This window comes from Anaerocolumna chitinilytica, from assembly GCF_014218355.1.
Taxonomy (GTDB): Bacteria; Bacillota; Clostridia; order Lachnospirales; family Lachnospiraceae; genus Anaerocolumna; species Anaerocolumna chitinilytica.
The window spans coordinates 1,111,273-1,129,729 of the sequence record NZ_AP023368.1 but is presented as its reverse complement, the minus strand read 5'-3'; the positions used below and the strand labels follow the sequence as shown (position 1 = coordinate 1,129,729).

Below are 18,457 nucleotides of genomic sequence, written 5' to 3'. Positions count from 1 at the left end.
GCAGTTCCAAAAAGTGAAGGAGTTTATTTCAATATTGTTATGATATGATTTGAGCGTCGAAAGGTCTGTTTTTCAAAATGGGACGGCAATTTGCACAAAACAGAAAGACTCATGCGCTGGTTCCAAGGCGCATTCGTTCTTTCTGTTTTGTGCAAATTGCCTGTTTGTATTATTGAAATAGGCCTTTCGACGCCCAAATCATGATACTTCTATAAGTTAAGTTCCCCTTTTTTACAATGATAATTTTAATAGATCGTTCTTCCCTTTTCATCCGCAATAAAGGATTTTCTATAAAAATAAGAATTAATTTGGTCTCTCCACTCAAGAGAACTCTCCAACTGATGTTCCATACGAAGCTTTACCCGGTCAAATATCTCACCTGGCACCAATTCTCTCAGCCCTTCCCAAAGACCTATTATTTTCTCCACATCCTCCACGCCTTCAAAGTGGGAGTCATAGATATGCTGTATCAATGTCTTTCCACTCTTTAGCATATAGGTATAGGGGATATAGTGGAAGAACAGCAGCAGCTCCTCCGGACAAGTCTCTGCCTCCTCATAAATGGAAGCGTTGGGCTCCAGATAGGTCTGAGCAAATCCTGTTCCCGCCTTTCCTCTCTCCACTCCGATTCCCAGATGATCTGCCCTGTGATAGGTCCCCCATCTGTCATATTCGTATCCATCCACACTGGGGCCGTAGTGATTGTTCGGATTTACCATCCATCCTATCCCCAGGGGAGAAGTGTATTTTTCATAAGCTGGCCAGGACATCATCAGTATTTTGCACACGGCATGAACCACCTGTGCGTTTGTACCGAAGGTGCATTCACACCACTCTCTCGCAATATCCTCTGCTGAAAGGGAGGGCTCAAAGGCAAGGCGCCCAAAGCCATACCAATTGGCCGCCGCCAGGTCATGACCCGTCCAGTTGGAATCCGAACCGGTATTGGCTACTGCCGCCATACCGCAGTTCCTGCGGGAAAAGCAGCGCCCGCTTATGATATCCGCAACCGTGTCTCCCTCTTCCCTGCAGCGGGTGTGAAAGCCAAGAATCTCCTTGAACTGGGGAATCAGATAGCATACATGCTTTTGCTGCCCGGTATACTCCTGAGCAATCTGCACTTCTAATATCTGATTTGTTTTGCTCAACGCTCCGAAGAGCGGTGAGACAGGCTCCCTTACCTGAAAATCCATGGGGCCGTTTTTTATCTGAAGAATCACATTCTCATGAAAGTCACCATCCAAGGGCATGAAATAATCGTAGGCTGAACGTGCCCTGTCTGTTTTCTGGTCCCTCCAGTCCTGGGTACAGTTATATACAAAACAACGCCATATAATAATACCTCCATATGGCTTCACCGCTTCCGCCAGCATATTGGCTCCCTGTGCCTGCGTCCTGTCATAGGTAAAAGGCCCGGGTCTTCCTTCCGAATCCGCTTTTACCAAAAAACCTCCCAGTGATGGGATATTCCGGAAGGTCTCTTTCATTTGGGCCTGCCACCATTCCCTTACTTCCATAGCCTCCGGATCCGCCGTAGCAAGACCACCAAGCTCTATAGGAGCCGCAAAATTCAGGCTGAGATAAAGGCGTATTCCATATTTCGAAAAGACTTCACCCATTCTCTTTAAAGAAATGGCATATTCACAGGTAATCAGTTTTGTAGCCCTTTCTGTTACGTTCACATTGTTAATTACTACTCCATTAATCCCGACAGAAGCTGCCAGTCTGGCATAATCCTCCGTTCTTTTTCCTACCAGAACCTCATTATCCCGGAAAAAGAAGGACTTACCCGAATATCCTCTTTCTATACTGCCGTCAAGATTATCCCAATGATTCAGCATCCGCAGCGGATTCTCCGGTATCCGAAGCAGCTCAAGACCTTTTAGAGTTCTTTCTCTTTGTACCTGCCGTATCAGTTCAAAGCTTCCGTATAAAAGCCCTTCGGGCTCTGCAGCAGTAATCCATATTACTCCCTTTTCCTCAAAAATGCGGTATCCGCCGCCAGAGGGGCCATTGCTGTCCAAAAACAGATAAATTCCCTCTTTCACTTCAGACTTTTCATTTCCCACAGAAACCGGAAGTCTTACTATCTCAGTCCTTATCCCGAGTATTTCCTCTGCCCCGCGGCAAATCTCATAAACAGCCGAGCTTGTAATGCCGTCTTCCCCCTGCACATATAGCTTCTGAAAATACTCCTTTTCCTCATAGAAAGGAAGTCTGCGGTAAGAAAGCCATGCCAGACTATAATCCATAATTCTCTCCATTCTGCTATCTGGTTATCCTCTATTTACTTTAGTAAAACCGGAACCGCTTTGAGTGACCTTAATCTACACAAATATCTGTTTGCATAGAAATTACCTATCCACTCCTCTAATCCACTCTGGTTTATATCCTCTGTCCGCCTTGGCCTGTACAGGTTTTATCTCAAAATAACAAAGTCCGTTGGCTGAAAGTTTGATTTCTACCTTCCCTTCCTTATCCATCACTTCAAAAGTTTTTGTACTAACCTGTGGCAGGGCTGTTTCCTTTATTAACTTAAGCTCCTCTGCGGCAGGATTAGCCGGCATCCCCATATTCACCCAGGTCTTAAGCGGATTGCAGGTATCTTCATCCACCATCTTCTGTATCAGGACATATTTGCCTTTCTCAAGCTCCAGAGAAAAATCAAGTGTTAGATAAGATGGTCCCTCCTCCTCCGCTATGTTCCAGCAGACTCCGCGCAGAATTCCTTTCCCGTCCTTCGTTATGACGGCATGCTCATTCCTGAAGATTGCATTTTCCCCCAGTTTCTGAAAGAAAGAGAAGGCCCAGTAAGTAGGTTTAGGTATCTTTCCGTTGGCTAAAAGTCCAAAGCAGCCGGAAAAGGGTGTAAAGGAAACACCTGCCTCTTCAAAAACATCTCCAAAAGTCCAATAGGAGTAAGAGGCGCAGGTATCTCCCATTTCACTTAAAAGACGTGCCACATATGCCGCATTTAGGTTGGTATCATGTATGGGGTTCAATGGCGTATAGGAAGTATTAAACTCCGTAATATGCATCTCCATACCAGCATACTCTGTAAAGCTGTCAATGATACTGCGGCTTGTATTAAGTTCGGCAATAAATGCTTCCGGGGTTCTTAATTTCTGGTATTGATAATGTCCTTCATTTTGCGGTGCCTCCGTGGCATAGGCATGCCTGGTCACAAAATCAAGAGGTACCCTGTTAGCAGAACAGTATTCCAAAAAGGAACGCAGCCAGCGCTCATCATCTACTCCGCAAATAGCCGGTCCTCCCACACGGATTCCGGAATCACATTTCTTTACCGCTTTGCTTGTCACCTCATAGAGCTTAAAATACTCCGGCATATCGGCACCCTTCCAGAAGCCGCCAAGATTCGGCTCATTCCATACCTCAAAAGGCCAGGTAACCACCTCATCCCTCCCATAACGGTTGATCCAGTGTTCAATTACGGCGGTCACCAGATCGGCCCACTTGTCATAATCTTTTGGAGGAGTCACATTTCCTTTCCAGTAAAATACCGTCTGGTCTCCTGAAGCCAGCTTTTCAGGCATAAAGCCCAATTCAACAAAGGGCTTAAGGCCCATTGATCTGTAATCATCAAATACCATATCAAGATAAGTAAAATTATATTCCGCTTTTTCTTCCCCGTCTTCTTCATAGGTATGATAGACAGCCATGTCATCGCAAAGCAGTCCATGTCCTCTGATATGGGAGAACCCAATCTCCTCCTGAACCTTCTTTAACTGCTCATGGTATTCGTGTCTTAAAGCAAGATTCATCCGCCCGGTACCAATGCAAAAGCAGGCATTATTGTGGAATTCCACTCTATCCATAGGATCGACTTTATAGTTTAACCTTGTATCCAAACCCTGTACCTCCTTATCTGTCATTCTGTTTTATTTTTACTTCAAAAGGTGAGGCCGGGAGGCCTTCCCTATTGTACAGCAATGCCTCCTCTGTACTGCCAGAATAGGCATAACGAACATATTCCGGTCTCTGCACCATTGTTTCTCCCTTTGAAATCTGCCATCTTAAGATAACCTGATTGCCTGAGATCACAGCTTCCGCCTTTTGGTATTGCTTATTCTTACCGGCTATCAAAAAATTACCGGGATTAAGGCTGCCGCTTTGTGTAACCATACCCGCCTGCGCATGGGAAAAGGTCAGGACTATCTCCTCCCCCTTTAGTACCGCTTCCATTACCTGGGGACCGCTATATTCCAATTCCTCCAATCCTGTCAGAGCTCTTGCACAAAGTGAAAGACGGTAGGCAATTTCTTTCTTCTTTGTGGGGTGAATATCGTTATCTTCCCCCAGATCAATGGACACAACCATAGCTGTGTTTGGAAGCTTCAGTGCCTGGCGTTGCGCTTCCCGTATCTTTTGCCACCCCATATCTCCAGCCGGTATATCAATCGAAAAGTTTGGTAATTGAACAAAAAGAAAAGGAAAATCTCCCTGCTTCCAATTTCTTCGCCAGCCTCCTATCAGTTTTTGGAACAGTTCCTGATAATTATCCGGGCTGCCAGTGTTGGATTCTCCCTGATACCAAAGAGCGCCGGTTATGGTATAATCCAGACAGGGTGCCAGCATCCCGTTATAAAGTCCTGTGGGCTTCCAACTGATAAAGATTGTTTCCGGTCTTTTGCCGCATACACCGCCAACCCGGTATTTCCATAAGCCCTCCAGGGAAATCTCTTCCCTTTCTGTTATAAGGGCATATCTCTTTCCTGGTGTGAATCGTCCATTTCCCGTATCGCACACCACCCTGACAGTTAGTGTATTTTCTCCTGCTCTTAAAATTCCTTCCGGCACCGTGTATTTTCTCGGTGGATACTGATAAGGGGTACTGCCGACTAATATGCCATTTATATATACTTCGTCACTGTCTACGATGGTTCCCAGCAAAAGAGTGGCTTGTTTTCCTTCTGTGTCTTCCGAAAGATATATTTTTTTTCGAAACCACAAACTCCCTGTAAAATCTTTAAGTCCCGCTTCGGCGAAAAACCCCGGGAGAGTAATCTCCTGCCAATCTTCATCCCGCAACTGCGGATGATACCAGGGCTGGCCTTCTCTGCCTAACCCTTCATCCTGTCCCTCCAGATAATTGCACCATTCCTCCGAAAGGGTCTCATTTCTGCTCAGCTGGGCCGTTATAAAGTCATCATTTTTACAGGCTGTTATATCCTCTTTATATACTAAGAAATCTTCCAGCATTTCTTCACTCATCCAGGCCTGTGCAGGTGATCCGCCAAGACTTGCGTTTATGATACCTACCGGGATAGAAGCCGCCTCATACAAATATTGTGCAAAGAAATAGGCCACTGCGGAAAAATCCATAATAGTGCTTTTTGCGGCAGCCTGCCAATGACCGGATTCCAATTCCTTCAAGGGTCCATGAAAACTATACTTTTCATTAATCTTAAAGACACGGATATTTGTATTCCCCTCATCTTCTCTTACCTGGGGATACCGATCGGCCACACGGCTTATAGGCAATTCCATATTGGACTGGCCCGAACAAACCCATACCTCCCCAATCAAGATATCCTTTAACCGGATTTCTTCTTCGCTTTCGCAGGTGATAAGCATCTCATAGGGTCCTCCGGGTTTAAGGTCATATAACCGCGCAATCCACTTGCCATCTATTCCGGTGACAGTTTCTGTGTTCTCTCCCAGAAACCGTACGGCAATTCGCTCTCCCGGACTGGCATATCCCCATATATTTGCCGTTCTTCCCTGTCTCAGTACCATACCATCACTTATTAGCCTTGGCAGCCTGAATTGTTGTTCTGTGTTCACTGTCCCTGACCTTCTTTCTTTTTACTTCGTCGGTATCGAATTTATATACTTCGAGGGTCAAAACTCCTGCTTTTGTGCAAAGACAAAGTTTTAGACCCTCGAAGCATTTTTTTATATAAAAGTTTACCAGTCGGTCTCTGGCGGCCTGGATTAGCAGCTTAACTCATTCATACATTTAATTTCAAAAGCTGCCGGCTCTCTTCCCGTAAGGGCACGGCTTCTGGTATCCGGCTGAGAGGTTCCTACATATACGGTATATTTTCCGGGTAATACTTTTCCGATGCCATTCTCATCACAAAGGCTAAAAGCCGTATGAGGGAGTTCTATGTTAAGCTCCTTCTTTTCCCCTGGTGCCAGGTATACCTTTCTAAAAGCTTTTAGCTGAGGATTAGGAGTGGCTTCCCGCTCCGCCTTCACATAAATTTGCAGCACTTCTCCTCCCGGCAATTTACCGGTATTGGATATATCCAGCGAGATATTTACCCCTTTTTCTGTTATAAGGGCATTATCCGGACGGATATTGGCTATCTCAAAGGAAGTATAGGATAATCCATAGCCAAAGGGATATAAGGCTTCCTTTTCCAAATAGCGGTAGGTTCGGTTCTTCATGGAATAGTCCGTAAAGTCCGGCAGTTCCTGCTCCGTATGGTAAAAGGTCACAGGCAGTTTTCCCTCCGGGGAATGTTCGCCAAAGATTACTTCCGCAATCGCTCTGCCTCCCTCTGCTCCGGGATACCAGCCCTGAATAATGGCGGGAATATGTTCATCTGCCCAGCTAAGTCCCATAGCACTTCCGCTTAAAACTACCAGAATAACGGGTTTTCCGCTTTCATAAGCTGCCTGCAATATATCATGCTGCAAGCCCGGAAATCTCAAATCCAGTTTATCTCCGCTGGCAAATTGATTGCCGGTATCGCCCTCTTCTCCTTCCAAATCAGCATCCAATCCGAGACAAACGATTACTGCATCACTTTCCTTGCAGACCCCCTTCACCTCTGCAATTCTATCGTTGCTGGCAGAAAGACCGCTTATTCTATCTTTATACAGATGACACCCTTCAGAATAGAATACCCGGACATCCTCTCCCAAATAATCCTTTAATCCTTCCAATACAGTCACATATCTGGAGGCTGTTCCTTCATAGTTACCAACCAAGGCCTTTCTGCTGTCTGCATTTGGCCCTATTATCCCGATAGTCTTCACCTTTGATTTATTCAAAGGTAGAAGCTGATTCTCATTTTTGAGAAGCACCAGACATTCTCTGGCAACCTTTCTGTTAAGCCTTCTCATCCTATCAGAGTCCACCAGCTTATAGGTAATCTCTTGATAAGGCATTTTTTCCTTTTCTTCAAATAATCCAAGCTTCATTCTGGTAGTAAACAGTCTGATAACCGCTCTATCTATCTCTTCCTCGGTAACCAACCCCTTTTCCACCGCCTGAAGCAGGTAAACAAAGATATTGCCGCAGTTTAGGTCACATCCCTGCTTTACTGCCAGTGCTACGGATTCCACCGGGCCTGCCGTGACCTTGTGGTTTTCATGAAAGTCCTTAATAGCCCAGCAGTCAGACACTACATGTCCCTCAAACCCCCAATCCTCTCTTAGGATTTTCTTCAAGAGAAGACTGCTGCCGCAGCATGGTTCTCCGTTGGTACGGTTATAGGCTCCCATTACAACTTCAACACCTGCCTCCTGCACACAGGCTTTAAAGGCCGGCAGATAGGTTTCGTATAAATCCTGCATGGATACTTCCGCATTAAATTCATGCCTTAAAGCTTCCGGTCCTGAATGTACTGCAAAATGCTTGGCGCAGGCAGCCGCCTTTAAGAAGTTCTCGTCATGTCCCTGGATTCCCTGTATAAAACGTACCCCCAATCTGGAGGTCAGGTAAGGGTCTTCTCCATAGGTCTCATGCCCCCTTCCCCATCTGGGATCGCGGAAAATATTGATATTAGGCGACCAGAGGGTCAGCCCTTTATAAATATCCGTATCGCCGAATTCCTGCTGCATGGCGAATTTTCCTCTGGCTTCCGTTGAGATGGCATCCGCTACCTCTTCCAATAAATCCTCATTAAAGGTTGCGGCAAGGCCGATTGCCTGGGGAAATACCGTAGCCACTCCTGCCCTGGCCACTCCGTGAAGTCCTTCGTTCCACCAGTTGTAGGCCTTTACCCCAAGTCTTTCAATAGCTGGGGCAGAGTGAAGCATCTGAAATACTTTTTCTTCCAATGTCATCTGTGCGACCAGCTCTTCTGCTCTTTTTCTGTACTCTTCGATTTTTATACTGTTATGAACCAATTCAGACATAGATTCTCTCCATTTATTTATTGATAGTTGTTAAATGGTTTATATTTCCACCGAAAATAATTATAAACCTTTCTACTGCGTCTGGCCTGTCACCTAGTGCTCTTCTGCCCTCATATATTGCTCTTTGTTAATACACTTATCATTTCAGAAGGAATCACTGCCAAATTTCAGCCCTTTACGGCACCAACGGTAACTCCGTTTACAAAGTATTTTTGGAGAAATGGATATACCACCAGAATCGGCAGGGAGGCCACTACGGTTACCGCTGCTCTCATAGATGTAGGGGTAACCGTCTGGGTAACGGTGGTCTGACTGAAAATGGAGGTTGCATCCTTCGAAGCACTTCCCATGGCGGAAGAAAGCAGCTTCATCATTTCATACTGTAATGTAGTAAGACTATCCTTGCTGGAGCAGTAAAGAAAGGTGTCAAACCAGGAATTCCAGGCTCCAACCGCACACCAGAGAGTAACCGTCGCCAGCACAGGCTTACAGCAGGGCAGTATAATCTGCCAATAACATCTGAAATAACCGGCCCCATCCACCTTAGCGGCTTCTGAAAGGCTTTCCGGAAGGTTTTGCATAAAGGATTTAATAATAATGACATTAAATACGCTGATTAGTCCGGGCAGAATATATACCAGGAATTTATTGATGAGGTTAAGGTCCTTCATCAGGAAGTAGGTAGGTATTAAGCCGGCTGATATGTACATTGTAATAATAAAGTATCTGGTTACGAACTTTCTCCAGACAAACTCAGGACGTGACAGCACATACCCGATTAAGGAGCAGATAAATACGCCAAGAACTGTAGCAAGAGCAGTTCGTAAGATGGAGTTTAACGCAGCTCTGGCAAGGAGAGGATTCTTAAAGACCATCTCATAGCTGTAGGTTGATATTATACGGGGGAATAAGGTAATTCCGCCTCTTAAGGAATCCTGAGCATCGTTAAAGGATACTGCCACGGTATTCCAGAAAGGATACAGCATGATGACAATGATAATAAGCATGAATAGACCATTCAGAGAATGAAATATCAACGGTTCCAAACCACGCTCTCTTTTTTCTTTTACTTTTATTTCGTGAGTCATATTCTTTTCCTCCCTGATTATATTAGGTTATCTTCACCAAACTTGCTGGCCAGGTAATTTGCAGACATAACCAGTGCAATGGAAATTACAGATTTAAAGATACCGGCAGCTGTTGCAAGGGAATAATTCCCGTTGCTGATGCCATATTTTAATACGAAGATATCCAAGGTCTGAGCCACATCCTGAACAAGGCCCCTGCCTAATAAGTACTGTACCTCAAAACCGGAATTGAGTATCCAGCCAAGGTTCATAATCATAATAACAATAATTGTGGACCGGATACCCGGAAGGGTTACATGCCACATTCTGCGGTAACGGTTCGCACCGTCGATTTCTGCTGCTTCATAAAGAGCAGAATCAATTCCGCTCATGGCAGCAATATATATAATGGAGTTCCACCCCATTTCTTTCCATACGTTAGAAAATGCTACAATCCACCAAAAATACTTTTTTACTCCCAGCCACAATATGGGCTTATCAATTATGCCAAGTCCCAGAAGCAGATTATTTAACATACCATCGGAAGATGATAAAATATTCGTTATTAAGGAACAAACAATAACCCAGCTTAAAAAGTGGGGTAAATATGAAATTGTCTGTGTCAATTTCTTAAATCCCAGCATACGAATTTCATTTAATAAAAGTGCAAAAACAATTGCACTGATAAAACCAAATACCAGGCTCAAGATGGACATGCCCAGGGTATTCCGAAAAGACAACCAGAAATCCGGCTCGTTGAACAAGAACTTAAACTGTTTCAGCCCGACAAATTCCGAGCCGTTGTAACCCTTAGCAGGTCTGAAGTTCTGAAAAGCCATAATCCATCCCCGTAACGGCCAGTAGCTGAAAATAAACGTAAATATCATACAGGGTATAATCATGAAGAGCAGAGACCTCTGCGCCTTTAATTTTTGAAAACTCTTTTTGTACCGTGTCATTTTTGCCTCCTGCTTTCAAAGGTTTTAAGTGAAGGGGCTGCTGCAAAATAGCTGATTTACTCCTTTGCAACAGCCCCTTATATAAGTTTTCCTGCCAGGTATATTATTTTCCCATAGCTTTTGCAATCTGTTTATTTACTTCATCCAAATATGGCTGAACATTACCATTTTCTATTTCCTTTAAGAATTCATTCCATAATTTATCGTAATCGGAAGGATTGCATAATACCAGCTGAGGATAGTATTTTCTGCAGATATCTACCATCTTGGTATTGGCAACTTTGGCATCACTGCCATCTGGAATGGTCATGGACCAAACCGGATAATAAGTGGGGCGCTCTACCGGATCTGACATTAACTGAGCGGGATACTGGATATTGTATGCTGCCAGGAACTGCTTATCATAATCGGACTGGCTTGCAAGGTATTCATCCTTGGAATCTCCAGGGCCGCAAGGTGTTCCATCATCATAAAGTCCCTGAAGCTTCGGTGTATACTGCCACAAAGTGTCACCCGTAAGGTCACGTTTCTTCGCTGTATCATTGTTGATTGCACGTCTTTCTGCAGTAAGTACTTTTCCGCCGTCAGCAGTCAGTGTGTAATCTTTTCCTTCTTCTCCCCACTGTAAGTAGTTCTGAACAGAAGGCTGTAAGAGCCAATCATAGAATTTTAATAATCTTTCAGGATTCTTGCACTTAATCGTAATACCAAGACCATTATTTCCGGTTATGGTATTGTTTGGAGCATCCAGATAACCATCTTTTACACCGGGATTCGTAATCGGTACGCTTACATAAGTACGGTTATATTTTCCATCATTCTTTAATACATTTTCACCGGAGGCAAAATCCCACTGCTGATCAAAGAAACCTAAAACAGCGCCGGTGGAAATTCTTGATATATATTGGTCATAGCTTTCTGTAAATGTTTCTGCTTCAATAATACCTTTCTGGTATTCGTCATTTAATTTCTTGTAATAAGCCTTCGCTGTATCACTGATCTGGTACAGAGAAGCCGTATAATTATTCAAATCAACATAAACATCACCATCATTACCAGCGCCCATCAAATGCTGAGCCGGGTTACGAAGGCAGAAATCTCTCCAGCCATCAGACAGAACTTCGAATCCGACTGTCTTAACACCGTCAATATCAGGATGTTTTGTCTTGTAATCTTCAATCAGTTTAAAGTATTCATCAAGGGTCTTAGGAATAGGATATCCGGCCTCTTCCAATACAGCTTTCTGTATAAAGAAGCCTGAACCGGTATTGTTAAAAATAGGTGCTGCATTTTTTCTGGCACCATACAGTTCCAGTATGTATTGATGTCCGTCAGCTGCTGTCATCTTATCGGCATAAGGACTATAGTGGTCATTCAGGTTGGGATAGTCTTTTAGTTTATCCTCCAGAGGAATAAAAGCACCTGCATCGGTAAATTTAGCATTGTCGGCAAAAATTGCATCGGGATAATCCTCACCGGCAATCATAACACCAACCTTAGAATCTAAATCTCCTACCAAAAATTCAAAATCAATGGTAACACCGGTTAATTCTGTGATTTTTTTCAGAACCGGATTATCCTTAGAGGGAACAGTTCCCGGGTCGCGGACAAACATTGTGAAAGTAATCGGGTCACCGGCATCCGGTAATGCAGTTAAACCTCCGTAGATATCTCCCGGAGCAGTTGCTGTAGTATCAGGTTTGCTGCTGTCATCCGTAGCGGCAGGTGTTTCTGTGGCAGCAGGTGTTTCAGTGACTGCTGCTGTGTTCTTCGCCTTGTTCTCCCCAGTTTTACCGCATGCGGTCATTGATACCATAATGCATACGATCATTAAAATAGCCATAACTTTTTTCATACTCAATAGCTTTGCCACCTTTCTTTATTTGGTGTCTTTATCTTACCATTCCGCTGCTCTTAACTCACTCCGAAAACTATAGCTCTCATTCCAATTTTTTTATACAATCCAATAGACTAAACGATTGCTTTCCGATATTCGGTGGGACTCATTCCCACATGTGCTACAAACTTCTCAATAAAATACTTGCTTTCTACGTATCCCACCTGGTAAGCAATTTCATAAATCAGTCCGTCAGTCTGTTTTAGAAGCCTTTTCGCTTCTGCAATGCGCAGATTATTTACATACCTCTTAAAAGATTCTCCCGTAGCCTTTTGAAAGATCTGTCCCAGATAAGCAGAGTTCATATAGAAATTTTCTGCTACCTGCTGCAAAGTGATAGGTTCTCTGAAATGTCTGTGGACATACTCAATGATATTGCCGCAGACGCCAAGATTTGCAATACTTCTCCGGCTTTCAATATACCGGAAGGCTTCTTCTATCCCGCTTAGCTGCAGCATCTTCCATTTGTCAAAGGTATAAAAATAAATATATTCCAGCCACTCAGGAGGGGTTAATATCGGTTCCTCCCTGCTGTTACTGCTTTCTGAAGCAATTGTATCCGCCAAAAGATAATAAATTCTGAAATTGATTTCCTGGATATATTCAATCCGAAGGCGAATTCCCTCTATTTCTTCCATGAGGGCATCAAATTCTCGTTGGATAGAGGCTTTATCCAGTTCCAGCAGATATCTCCTCAGCTGTTCCATAAAATATTCTTCCCGGTTCAGTCGTTCCACCCGGTTATTTTTAGCTAGTTTTGTAATATCGATAACACCGGTTTTTCCGTAGAATACTTCCGTCATCATGGTATACAGGTTAGCATTGTAGTCCTCACGAAAAGCGGAGTCACTGTTTCCAAATACCTCTTTATCCAGTAAAAGGCTGCACTGAAGCTTTTCCTCCCTTAACAGGTACAGCAGATGTTTTGCAAAAATTTCTTCACTTTCATCATAATAATGAAAGATTTCTTTTGGTATCAGATATGTTAAAATACAGCCCTTTGTTCTAAAAAGGCAGTTTCCGTATTCCTTTAGCAAATTTTCCATACAATTCTGAACAATACTATAGGGATTATCCTCCCCGTCATCCACAGTAGCCTTCAATATTATACAATGCACTAAAATATATTTACCAAATATACTTCTGTCCCAGCTTTTTCCGTTATAGAGCATATTTAGCAGCCTTAAGTCATCCATTTGTGTTTTCATGAGCCTCTGGTAACTGCTCTTTCTAAGCTCCTGATTCATTTCCGTTAATAAAGGCAGAATTTCCTCATCCACCGGCTTAGTTACATAGCCTTTCGCACCGTATCTCATAGCCTTTTTCGCATATTCAAAATCGCTGTAGCCGGAAAGCATAATTACAATTGTGTCACTGTATTCGGTTTTTTTTAGTTCCTTTAAGAATCCCAATCCATCCATTACCGGCATGCAGACATCTAACAGTATCATATCCGGTTTCAGTACAGGTAGCAGTTCCAATGCCTCAGCACCGTTAGCAGCCGTACCACCAATAAAAAAACCATATTCATCAAAAGGTATCGCTTTCGATAGATTTTCTCTTATCGCTTTTTCATCATCCACAATTAAGATAGAATACATTACTCTGCCCCCTCCGCATATTTTATTGGTATATGAATCCTAAATTCCGTCCCTTCTCCCATAGCACTTTCAATGAGGAAATCAAAATTCTCCCCGTAATACAATAAGAGCCGTTGGTACACATTATACAAACCTATGCTTGCCGGTTGTTCCTTTCCCTTTAAGGCCAGTCTTATGGCCTGTAATTTCTCCGCCGGCATCCCCACTCCGTTATCCTTAACTTTAATAACGAGTATTTCTGCTTCCCTTTTAGCAGATACTTTCACCTGCCTGCCTCTTGGTATGGCACCTACGCCATGAACACAGACATTCTCCACCAGTGGCTGTATAATCATCTTTGGAATCCGGCAGTTTCTGACTTCCTCATCAATTTCAATTTCATAGGTAAATTCATCTTCAAAACGATATTTCTGAATAATCAGATACTCCTCAAGGAACTTCATATCATCCTGAAGCATCACGATATCATCTTTCCAGTTGATTAGCTGGCGGAACATCCTTGCCATATACTTAATCATGGTCGCCGTTTCTTCCTCCTCCTTGGACAGGGCTTTTAACCGGATACTCTCCAGAGCATTAAACAGAAAATGAGGATTTACCTGGCTTTGCAGAGCTGAGAGCTTAGCCTGAGTCGTTTCCTTTTCCAACTCTACTTGCAGAAGCTTTCTTTGGTATTCCTGCTCAATAAGCTCCTTTAACTGGCAGCTCATCTGGTTCATACTGTTTTCTAAAAGGCTGATTTCATCATTTCCATTTACCGGATATTTCGATTGCACAAAATTACCCATTGCGATATGTTTTGACTGCTTTACCATTAATCGTATACGTTTGGTTATATTCAAAGTTATGGCAAAACAAAAGAGAGTAGCAAGTACTACGGCAATAAAGGAGGCATACAGACTATTCATCCTGCTTTCTTTGAATTCCCCCGCTATTACTTTTGCATCATAAAAGCCATAAACAGAAAGGGGAAAACCATTAATCTCTTTTTTTAGGACCACAATTCCTTCCTTCACCTCATCCGGATTGTAGATACTGAATCCCCCGCTGACACTGTAGGTATTGGCTGCCATCACCACCCGCCCGTTACTGTCAGCCACAATCATATTTTCAAATAAATTACTTTCTTTTAAAATGTTAATAAAATAAGGAATATACAAATCCACCTTTATTACTTTGTTATAATTACTGTATTGGTTATAGTTATTCATATAGCTGATAATACTGATACTGCGGTCACCTGAGATGCCCTCTTTGGAACTAACTGCAATACGCAGCTGTGATTTGCCCTGACTGGTAGTAATCCAAGCTTCCTTTATATCCAGTAATTCTTCTCCTAAAAGAACATCATTAAAAGGAATAACCTTCTTTACATAAATACCATTTAAGACACTGGGATTGTCCGTATATACTGCTAATCCCCTGATCTGTTGATAATAGGGAAGATTTAAGGATAAGATCTGTTTTATTTTATTTTGATAGGTTTCAAGGTAACTTTTCTCGTCATTAAAATTCGTATCCATCATTCCCTTGAGGGAGTCATCCTTGGCAAGTCTTCTGGACAGAGCAAGTGCTGTGGACAATTCTCCTGAGAGCTTATAAGCTTTGTCATCCAGTGTTTCACTTACCTTTTGCAGCATATTTTCCTGAATGCTTTTCTCCGTATCAATATAATAAAAATATGCTTGGGTAGTAATCGGAATAATGGCGCATCCAATGAATAAAATCAACATTTTTTTGAACAGAGATATTCTGCTCAAAAAATTCTTTCCCCAAAGATAATTATTTTTTCTCTCCACAATAAACCTTCCTCCTCCTTCCATGATAATTTATTTTTACCATAACATCTACTTTATTATTGCTATCTTATGGTCAAATATTATTATTTTTCATGTTTTATGGCACAAAAATAGGGCAATATTACCAAATTTCCAGTAATATTGCCCTATCTGCTTTACTCTATTACTTTATAGAGTTTTGCACCATGAGCAGCTATCCGAACAGAAAAATTATTATCTGCTGCCCGGATAGTTTCTCCGGTCCATAGTTCCTCATAGGCTTTTCCTTTAAATATAGATTCTTCCAGCTCTGTTTCCTTGAACTCTATAATACCCTCTGTGTCCTCCAGATTAAAGAGTGCCAGATACCAGGCGTTCTCCTCCGTGTCCCTGGACAACCAGGCAGCCTTTTTTGAATCTCTGTACATCTGCTTTGCTCCTATAGAATGAGTAAGAAGCCTTAATACGTCCTTATTGGTCAAAAGCCCTTTTGTCCATTCATCCAGCTTCGTTAATTCTGCTCCCAGCATAAGAGGCGAACGGAACATGCACCAGAGGGTCATCATGGTTACCTGCTCTTCCTTCGTAAAACCTGTGTATCGTTCTTCTCCAAAACCTTTTCCCACATAGCCCAAAGGCAGCATGTCGCAATCCGGATAACACCCCTCAGACACATGGTTCTGCCATAGTTCACAGCGTTCAAACATATTCTTAAGCAGTGGCCAGCTATCCCAAAAATCATCGGTTATCCGCCACATATTTGCATACTTTTCATAATGCCAGGCTTCATTGATCAAGGCCGGCCCGGGGGAAAGACTTAATACTATCGGTCTTTTGCAGGCTAGGATGGCATGATGCAGCATCTCGATCTCTTTCTTTGCGGAGGGCATGTCATAGCGGCAAATATCATCACATTTTACAAAATCCACTCCCCACTGTGCATATAGTTCGAAAAGAGAATTATAGTATGCCTGGGATTCTTCCCTGTCAGCCCTTAATCCATACATATCCGGATTCCAGAAACAGATGGAGGAAGGATCTGCAATTTCATTGGCCGTTGCATCGCTGCCAAAGACCTTTCTGTGTTCATGAGCGGCAGCTCTTGGAATTCCTCTCATAATATGAATACCAAATTTTAAGCCAAGACTGTGGATATAATCGGCCAGAGGCTTAAAACCCTGTCCGTCCTTTGCCGACGGAAACCTGTCCGTACAAGGCACCAGCCTAGAATACTCATCCATAGCCACTTCCCAAAACGGAATATATTGGTATCTGTCTCTCTGGGTACCTGCATCGAGGGCATACCATTGGATATCCACTACCACATACTCCCAGCCATACTCCTTTAGATTAGCGGCCATATAATCTGCATTAGCCTTTACTTGTTCCTCGTTAACTGCCGTATCATAATAGTCATAGCTGTTCCATCCCATAGGTGGTGTAAGAGAAAAATTATTCTTATTCATCTGTCGCTCCTTACGCTTACTTTTTGTTATAGTATTCCTTTACTAAGAAGCTTACCAGTTCTCCCGGCTCTTCTTTTGCAAATTCAGCTTTATCCCCAAATACCATGCCATAGGGGTTCTCCTCGGTATAGGGCTCCCATAAGGGCAATTCCTCTCCGGTTGAATCTATACCGTTAGGGTTTCCGGTTTTAATGAAATTAGACCAGTAATTGCACATCTGGCGGGCCAGATCATAATGCTTTCCGGTAAAGGGCCGCCAGCATTTCGCCAGGGTCTCAAAAAAGAACCAAAGATCCACCGAATGGAAGGTTCCCGGATTATCCCAGCCGGGAATCTCAGCATCAAAATTATAGTAATAAAACGGCGTATTAATACCGGTCTTGGAATTTGCATTGGCAGCTATTCGAATTGCGTATTCTATTCCGCGGATTCCGCTCTTTTCAACTGCCGTCTTCACATCGTCATCTTCTGCTTTGCATATCCTTAAGAACTCATGGGCACGGTCCCCATAGCAATCAATAGCAGTCTTCTCAAACTCCTCCATACTCTCAGCCTTCATCCATTGGATAAACTCCTGTGAGGTATGCCCTGCCATTACCGGAACCGGAAGACGTTTATTGCTTACAAATAATTCAAGGGAATCCCCGATACAATAAATATTATCTACTGCCGGTCCCCAAAAGTGCTTATACTCCAGTGCTTTTTTGTTGATATATTCTGCCTCCAGTCCCCTGGCCGCCTGTAAGCTCTCAACCCCCAGGAACTTAAAAAATTCTACTCCCTCCTGCTCTGCTTCCGAAAGAGTCTTTCCTGAAAAGGGATTAAAGGCCTCCGGGTAAACCACACCAAAAAATCCGCTTTGGACGATGGCTCTTTGAAAAAGGCCCTCGTTTTGAGGTGAGGTGAGCTGGCTTAAGACACTGCCGCCTCCCGCTGACTGGCCTCCAATCGTAATATTAGTAGGATCTCCGCCAAAAGCAGCGATATTCCTCTTTACCCATCTTGTAGCCGCCTGCTGGTCCAGATAACCAAAATTAGCCGGAGCCTGAGGGTTCTCACTTGTAATCTCCGGATGGCATAAAAAGCCGAAGACATTGAGTCTGTAATTAACGGTTACCACAACAATCCCCCTGCGTGCTATACGTTCCCCGTCAAATTCCATCTCCGCAGTGTGCCCCACCTGAAGGCCTCCTCCAAAATACCAGACATAAACAGGAAGCTTTTCCTCTGCAGAGCAGGCAGGTGTCCATACATTTAGATAGAGACAATCTTCACTCATAGGGATATCCGGGTCCACTGCCCATTCTCTGGTATAAATATTATTTACATCAATCACGGTAGGTGCTTGCATGGAAATAGGGGCGAATTCAAATGCTTTTAATTCCCCCTCCCAATCCTTCGCCGGCATAGGGGCATGAAAGCGGTATTCCCCCACGGGAGGTGCTGCAAAGGGTATCCCCTTATAACTGGTTATCCTTGGGTCCGCAGCCGGAAGCCCACGTACTATTCCATTTTCTGTTTTTGCTGTTCTTAACATAACTTCTCCTTTCCTGTATAAAGCTATCAATTATTTTATT

Annotated in this window: 11 protein-coding genes; all 11 read right to left on the bottom strand. The window is 43.3% G+C overall.

Annotated elements, in window-relative coordinates; all coding sequences use genetic code 11:
- Positions 1-245 precede the first annotated feature (245 nt).
- On the bottom strand, positions 246-2,252 hold the full coding sequence (locus bsdcttw_RS04935) for an alpha-glucuronidase (RefSeq protein WP_185258285.1): 2,007 nt from the start codon (positions 2,250-2,252) through the stop codon (positions 246-248).
- Positions 2,253-2,354: 102 nt separating this feature from the next.
- Positions 2,355-3,869 (bottom strand): GH39 family glycosyl hydrolase, encoded by a 1,515-nt coding sequence (locus bsdcttw_RS04930; protein WP_330602376.1) that lies wholly within the window; start codon positions 3,867-3,869, stop codon positions 2,355-2,357.
- 13 nt (positions 3,870-3,882) lie between these two features.
- Positions 3,883-5,805, bottom strand: a complete 1,923-nt coding sequence (locus bsdcttw_RS04925; protein ID WP_185258284.1) for a sialate O-acetylesterase — start codon at positions 5,803-5,805, stop codon at positions 3,883-3,885.
- 150 nt (positions 5,806-5,955) lie between these two features.
- Entirely contained in the window at positions 5,956-8,112 is a 2,157-nt protein-coding gene (locus tag bsdcttw_RS04920) for a glycoside hydrolase family 3 C-terminal domain-containing protein (RefSeq protein WP_185258283.1), read from the bottom strand.
- A gap of 167 nt (positions 8,113-8,279) precedes the next feature.
- Positions 8,280-9,200, bottom strand: coding sequence for a carbohydrate ABC transporter permease (locus tag bsdcttw_RS04915; protein WP_185258282.1), 921 nt, complete (start codon positions 9,198-9,200; stop codon positions 8,280-8,282).
- Between the two features lie 17 nt (positions 9,201-9,217).
- Positions 9,218-10,138 (bottom strand): ABC transporter permease, encoded by a 921-nt coding sequence (locus tag bsdcttw_RS04910; protein WP_185258281.1) that lies wholly within the window; start codon positions 10,136-10,138, stop codon positions 9,218-9,220.
- Between the two features lie 103 nt (positions 10,139-10,241).
- The gene (locus bsdcttw_RS04905; protein WP_207726493.1) at positions 10,242-11,993 is read right to left on the bottom strand and encodes a type 2 periplasmic-binding domain-containing protein; all 1,752 of its coding nucleotides are present in this window, start codon (positions 11,991-11,993) and stop codon (positions 10,242-10,244) included.
- Between the two features lie 116 nt (positions 11,994-12,109).
- The gene (locus bsdcttw_RS04900; protein ID WP_185258279.1) at positions 12,110-13,636 is read right to left on the bottom strand and encodes a response regulator; all 1,527 of its coding nucleotides are present in this window, start codon (positions 13,634-13,636) and stop codon (positions 12,110-12,112) included.
- On the bottom strand, positions 13,636-15,435 hold the full coding sequence (locus bsdcttw_RS04895) for a sensor histidine kinase (RefSeq protein ID WP_185258278.1): 1,800 nt from the start codon (positions 15,433-15,435) through the stop codon (positions 13,636-13,638). Before bsdcttw_RS04895 ends, bsdcttw_RS04900 begins: the two co-directional genes overlap by 1 nt.
- Positions 15,436-15,590: 155 nt before the next feature.
- Positions 15,591-16,880, bottom strand: a complete 1,290-nt coding sequence (locus bsdcttw_RS04890) for a glycoside hydrolase family 27 protein (protein ID WP_185258277.1) — start codon at positions 16,878-16,880, stop codon at positions 15,591-15,593.
- Between the two features lie 16 nt (positions 16,881-16,896).
- Entirely contained in the window at positions 16,897-18,417 is a 1,521-nt protein-coding gene (locus bsdcttw_RS04885; protein WP_185258276.1) for a carboxylesterase/lipase family protein, read from the bottom strand.
- Positions 18,418-18,457 lie beyond the last annotated feature (40 nt).

Coding starts and splice junctions, on each gene's coding strand:
- bsdcttw_RS04935 (WP_185258285.1), bottom strand. CDS start 2,252: ATGGATTATAGTCTGGCATGGCTTTCTTACCGCAGACTTCCTTTCTAT.
- bsdcttw_RS04920 (WP_185258283.1), bottom strand. CDS start 8,112: ATGTCTGAATTGGTTCATAACAGTATAAAAATCGAAGAGTACAGAAAA.
- bsdcttw_RS04915 (WP_185258282.1), bottom strand. CDS start 9,200: ATGACTCACGAAATAAAAGTAAAAGAAAAAAGAGAGCGTGGTTTGGAA.
- bsdcttw_RS04910 (WP_185258281.1), bottom strand. CDS start 10,138: ATGACACGGTACAAAAAGAGTTTTCAAAAATTAAAGGCGCAGAGGTCT.
- bsdcttw_RS04905 (WP_207726493.1), bottom strand. CDS start 11,993: ATGAAAAAAGTTATGGCTATTTTAATGATCGTATGCATTATGGTATCA.
- bsdcttw_RS04900 (WP_185258279.1), bottom strand. CDS start 13,636: ATGTATTCTATCTTAATTGTGGATGATGAAAAAGCGATAAGAGAAAAT.
- bsdcttw_RS04890 (WP_185258277.1), bottom strand. CDS start 16,880: ATGAATAAGAATAATTTTTCTCTTACACCACCTATGGGATGGAACAGC.
- bsdcttw_RS04885 (WP_185258276.1), bottom strand. CDS start 18,417: ATGTTAAGAACAGCAAAAACAGAAAATGGAATAGTACGTGGGCTTCCG.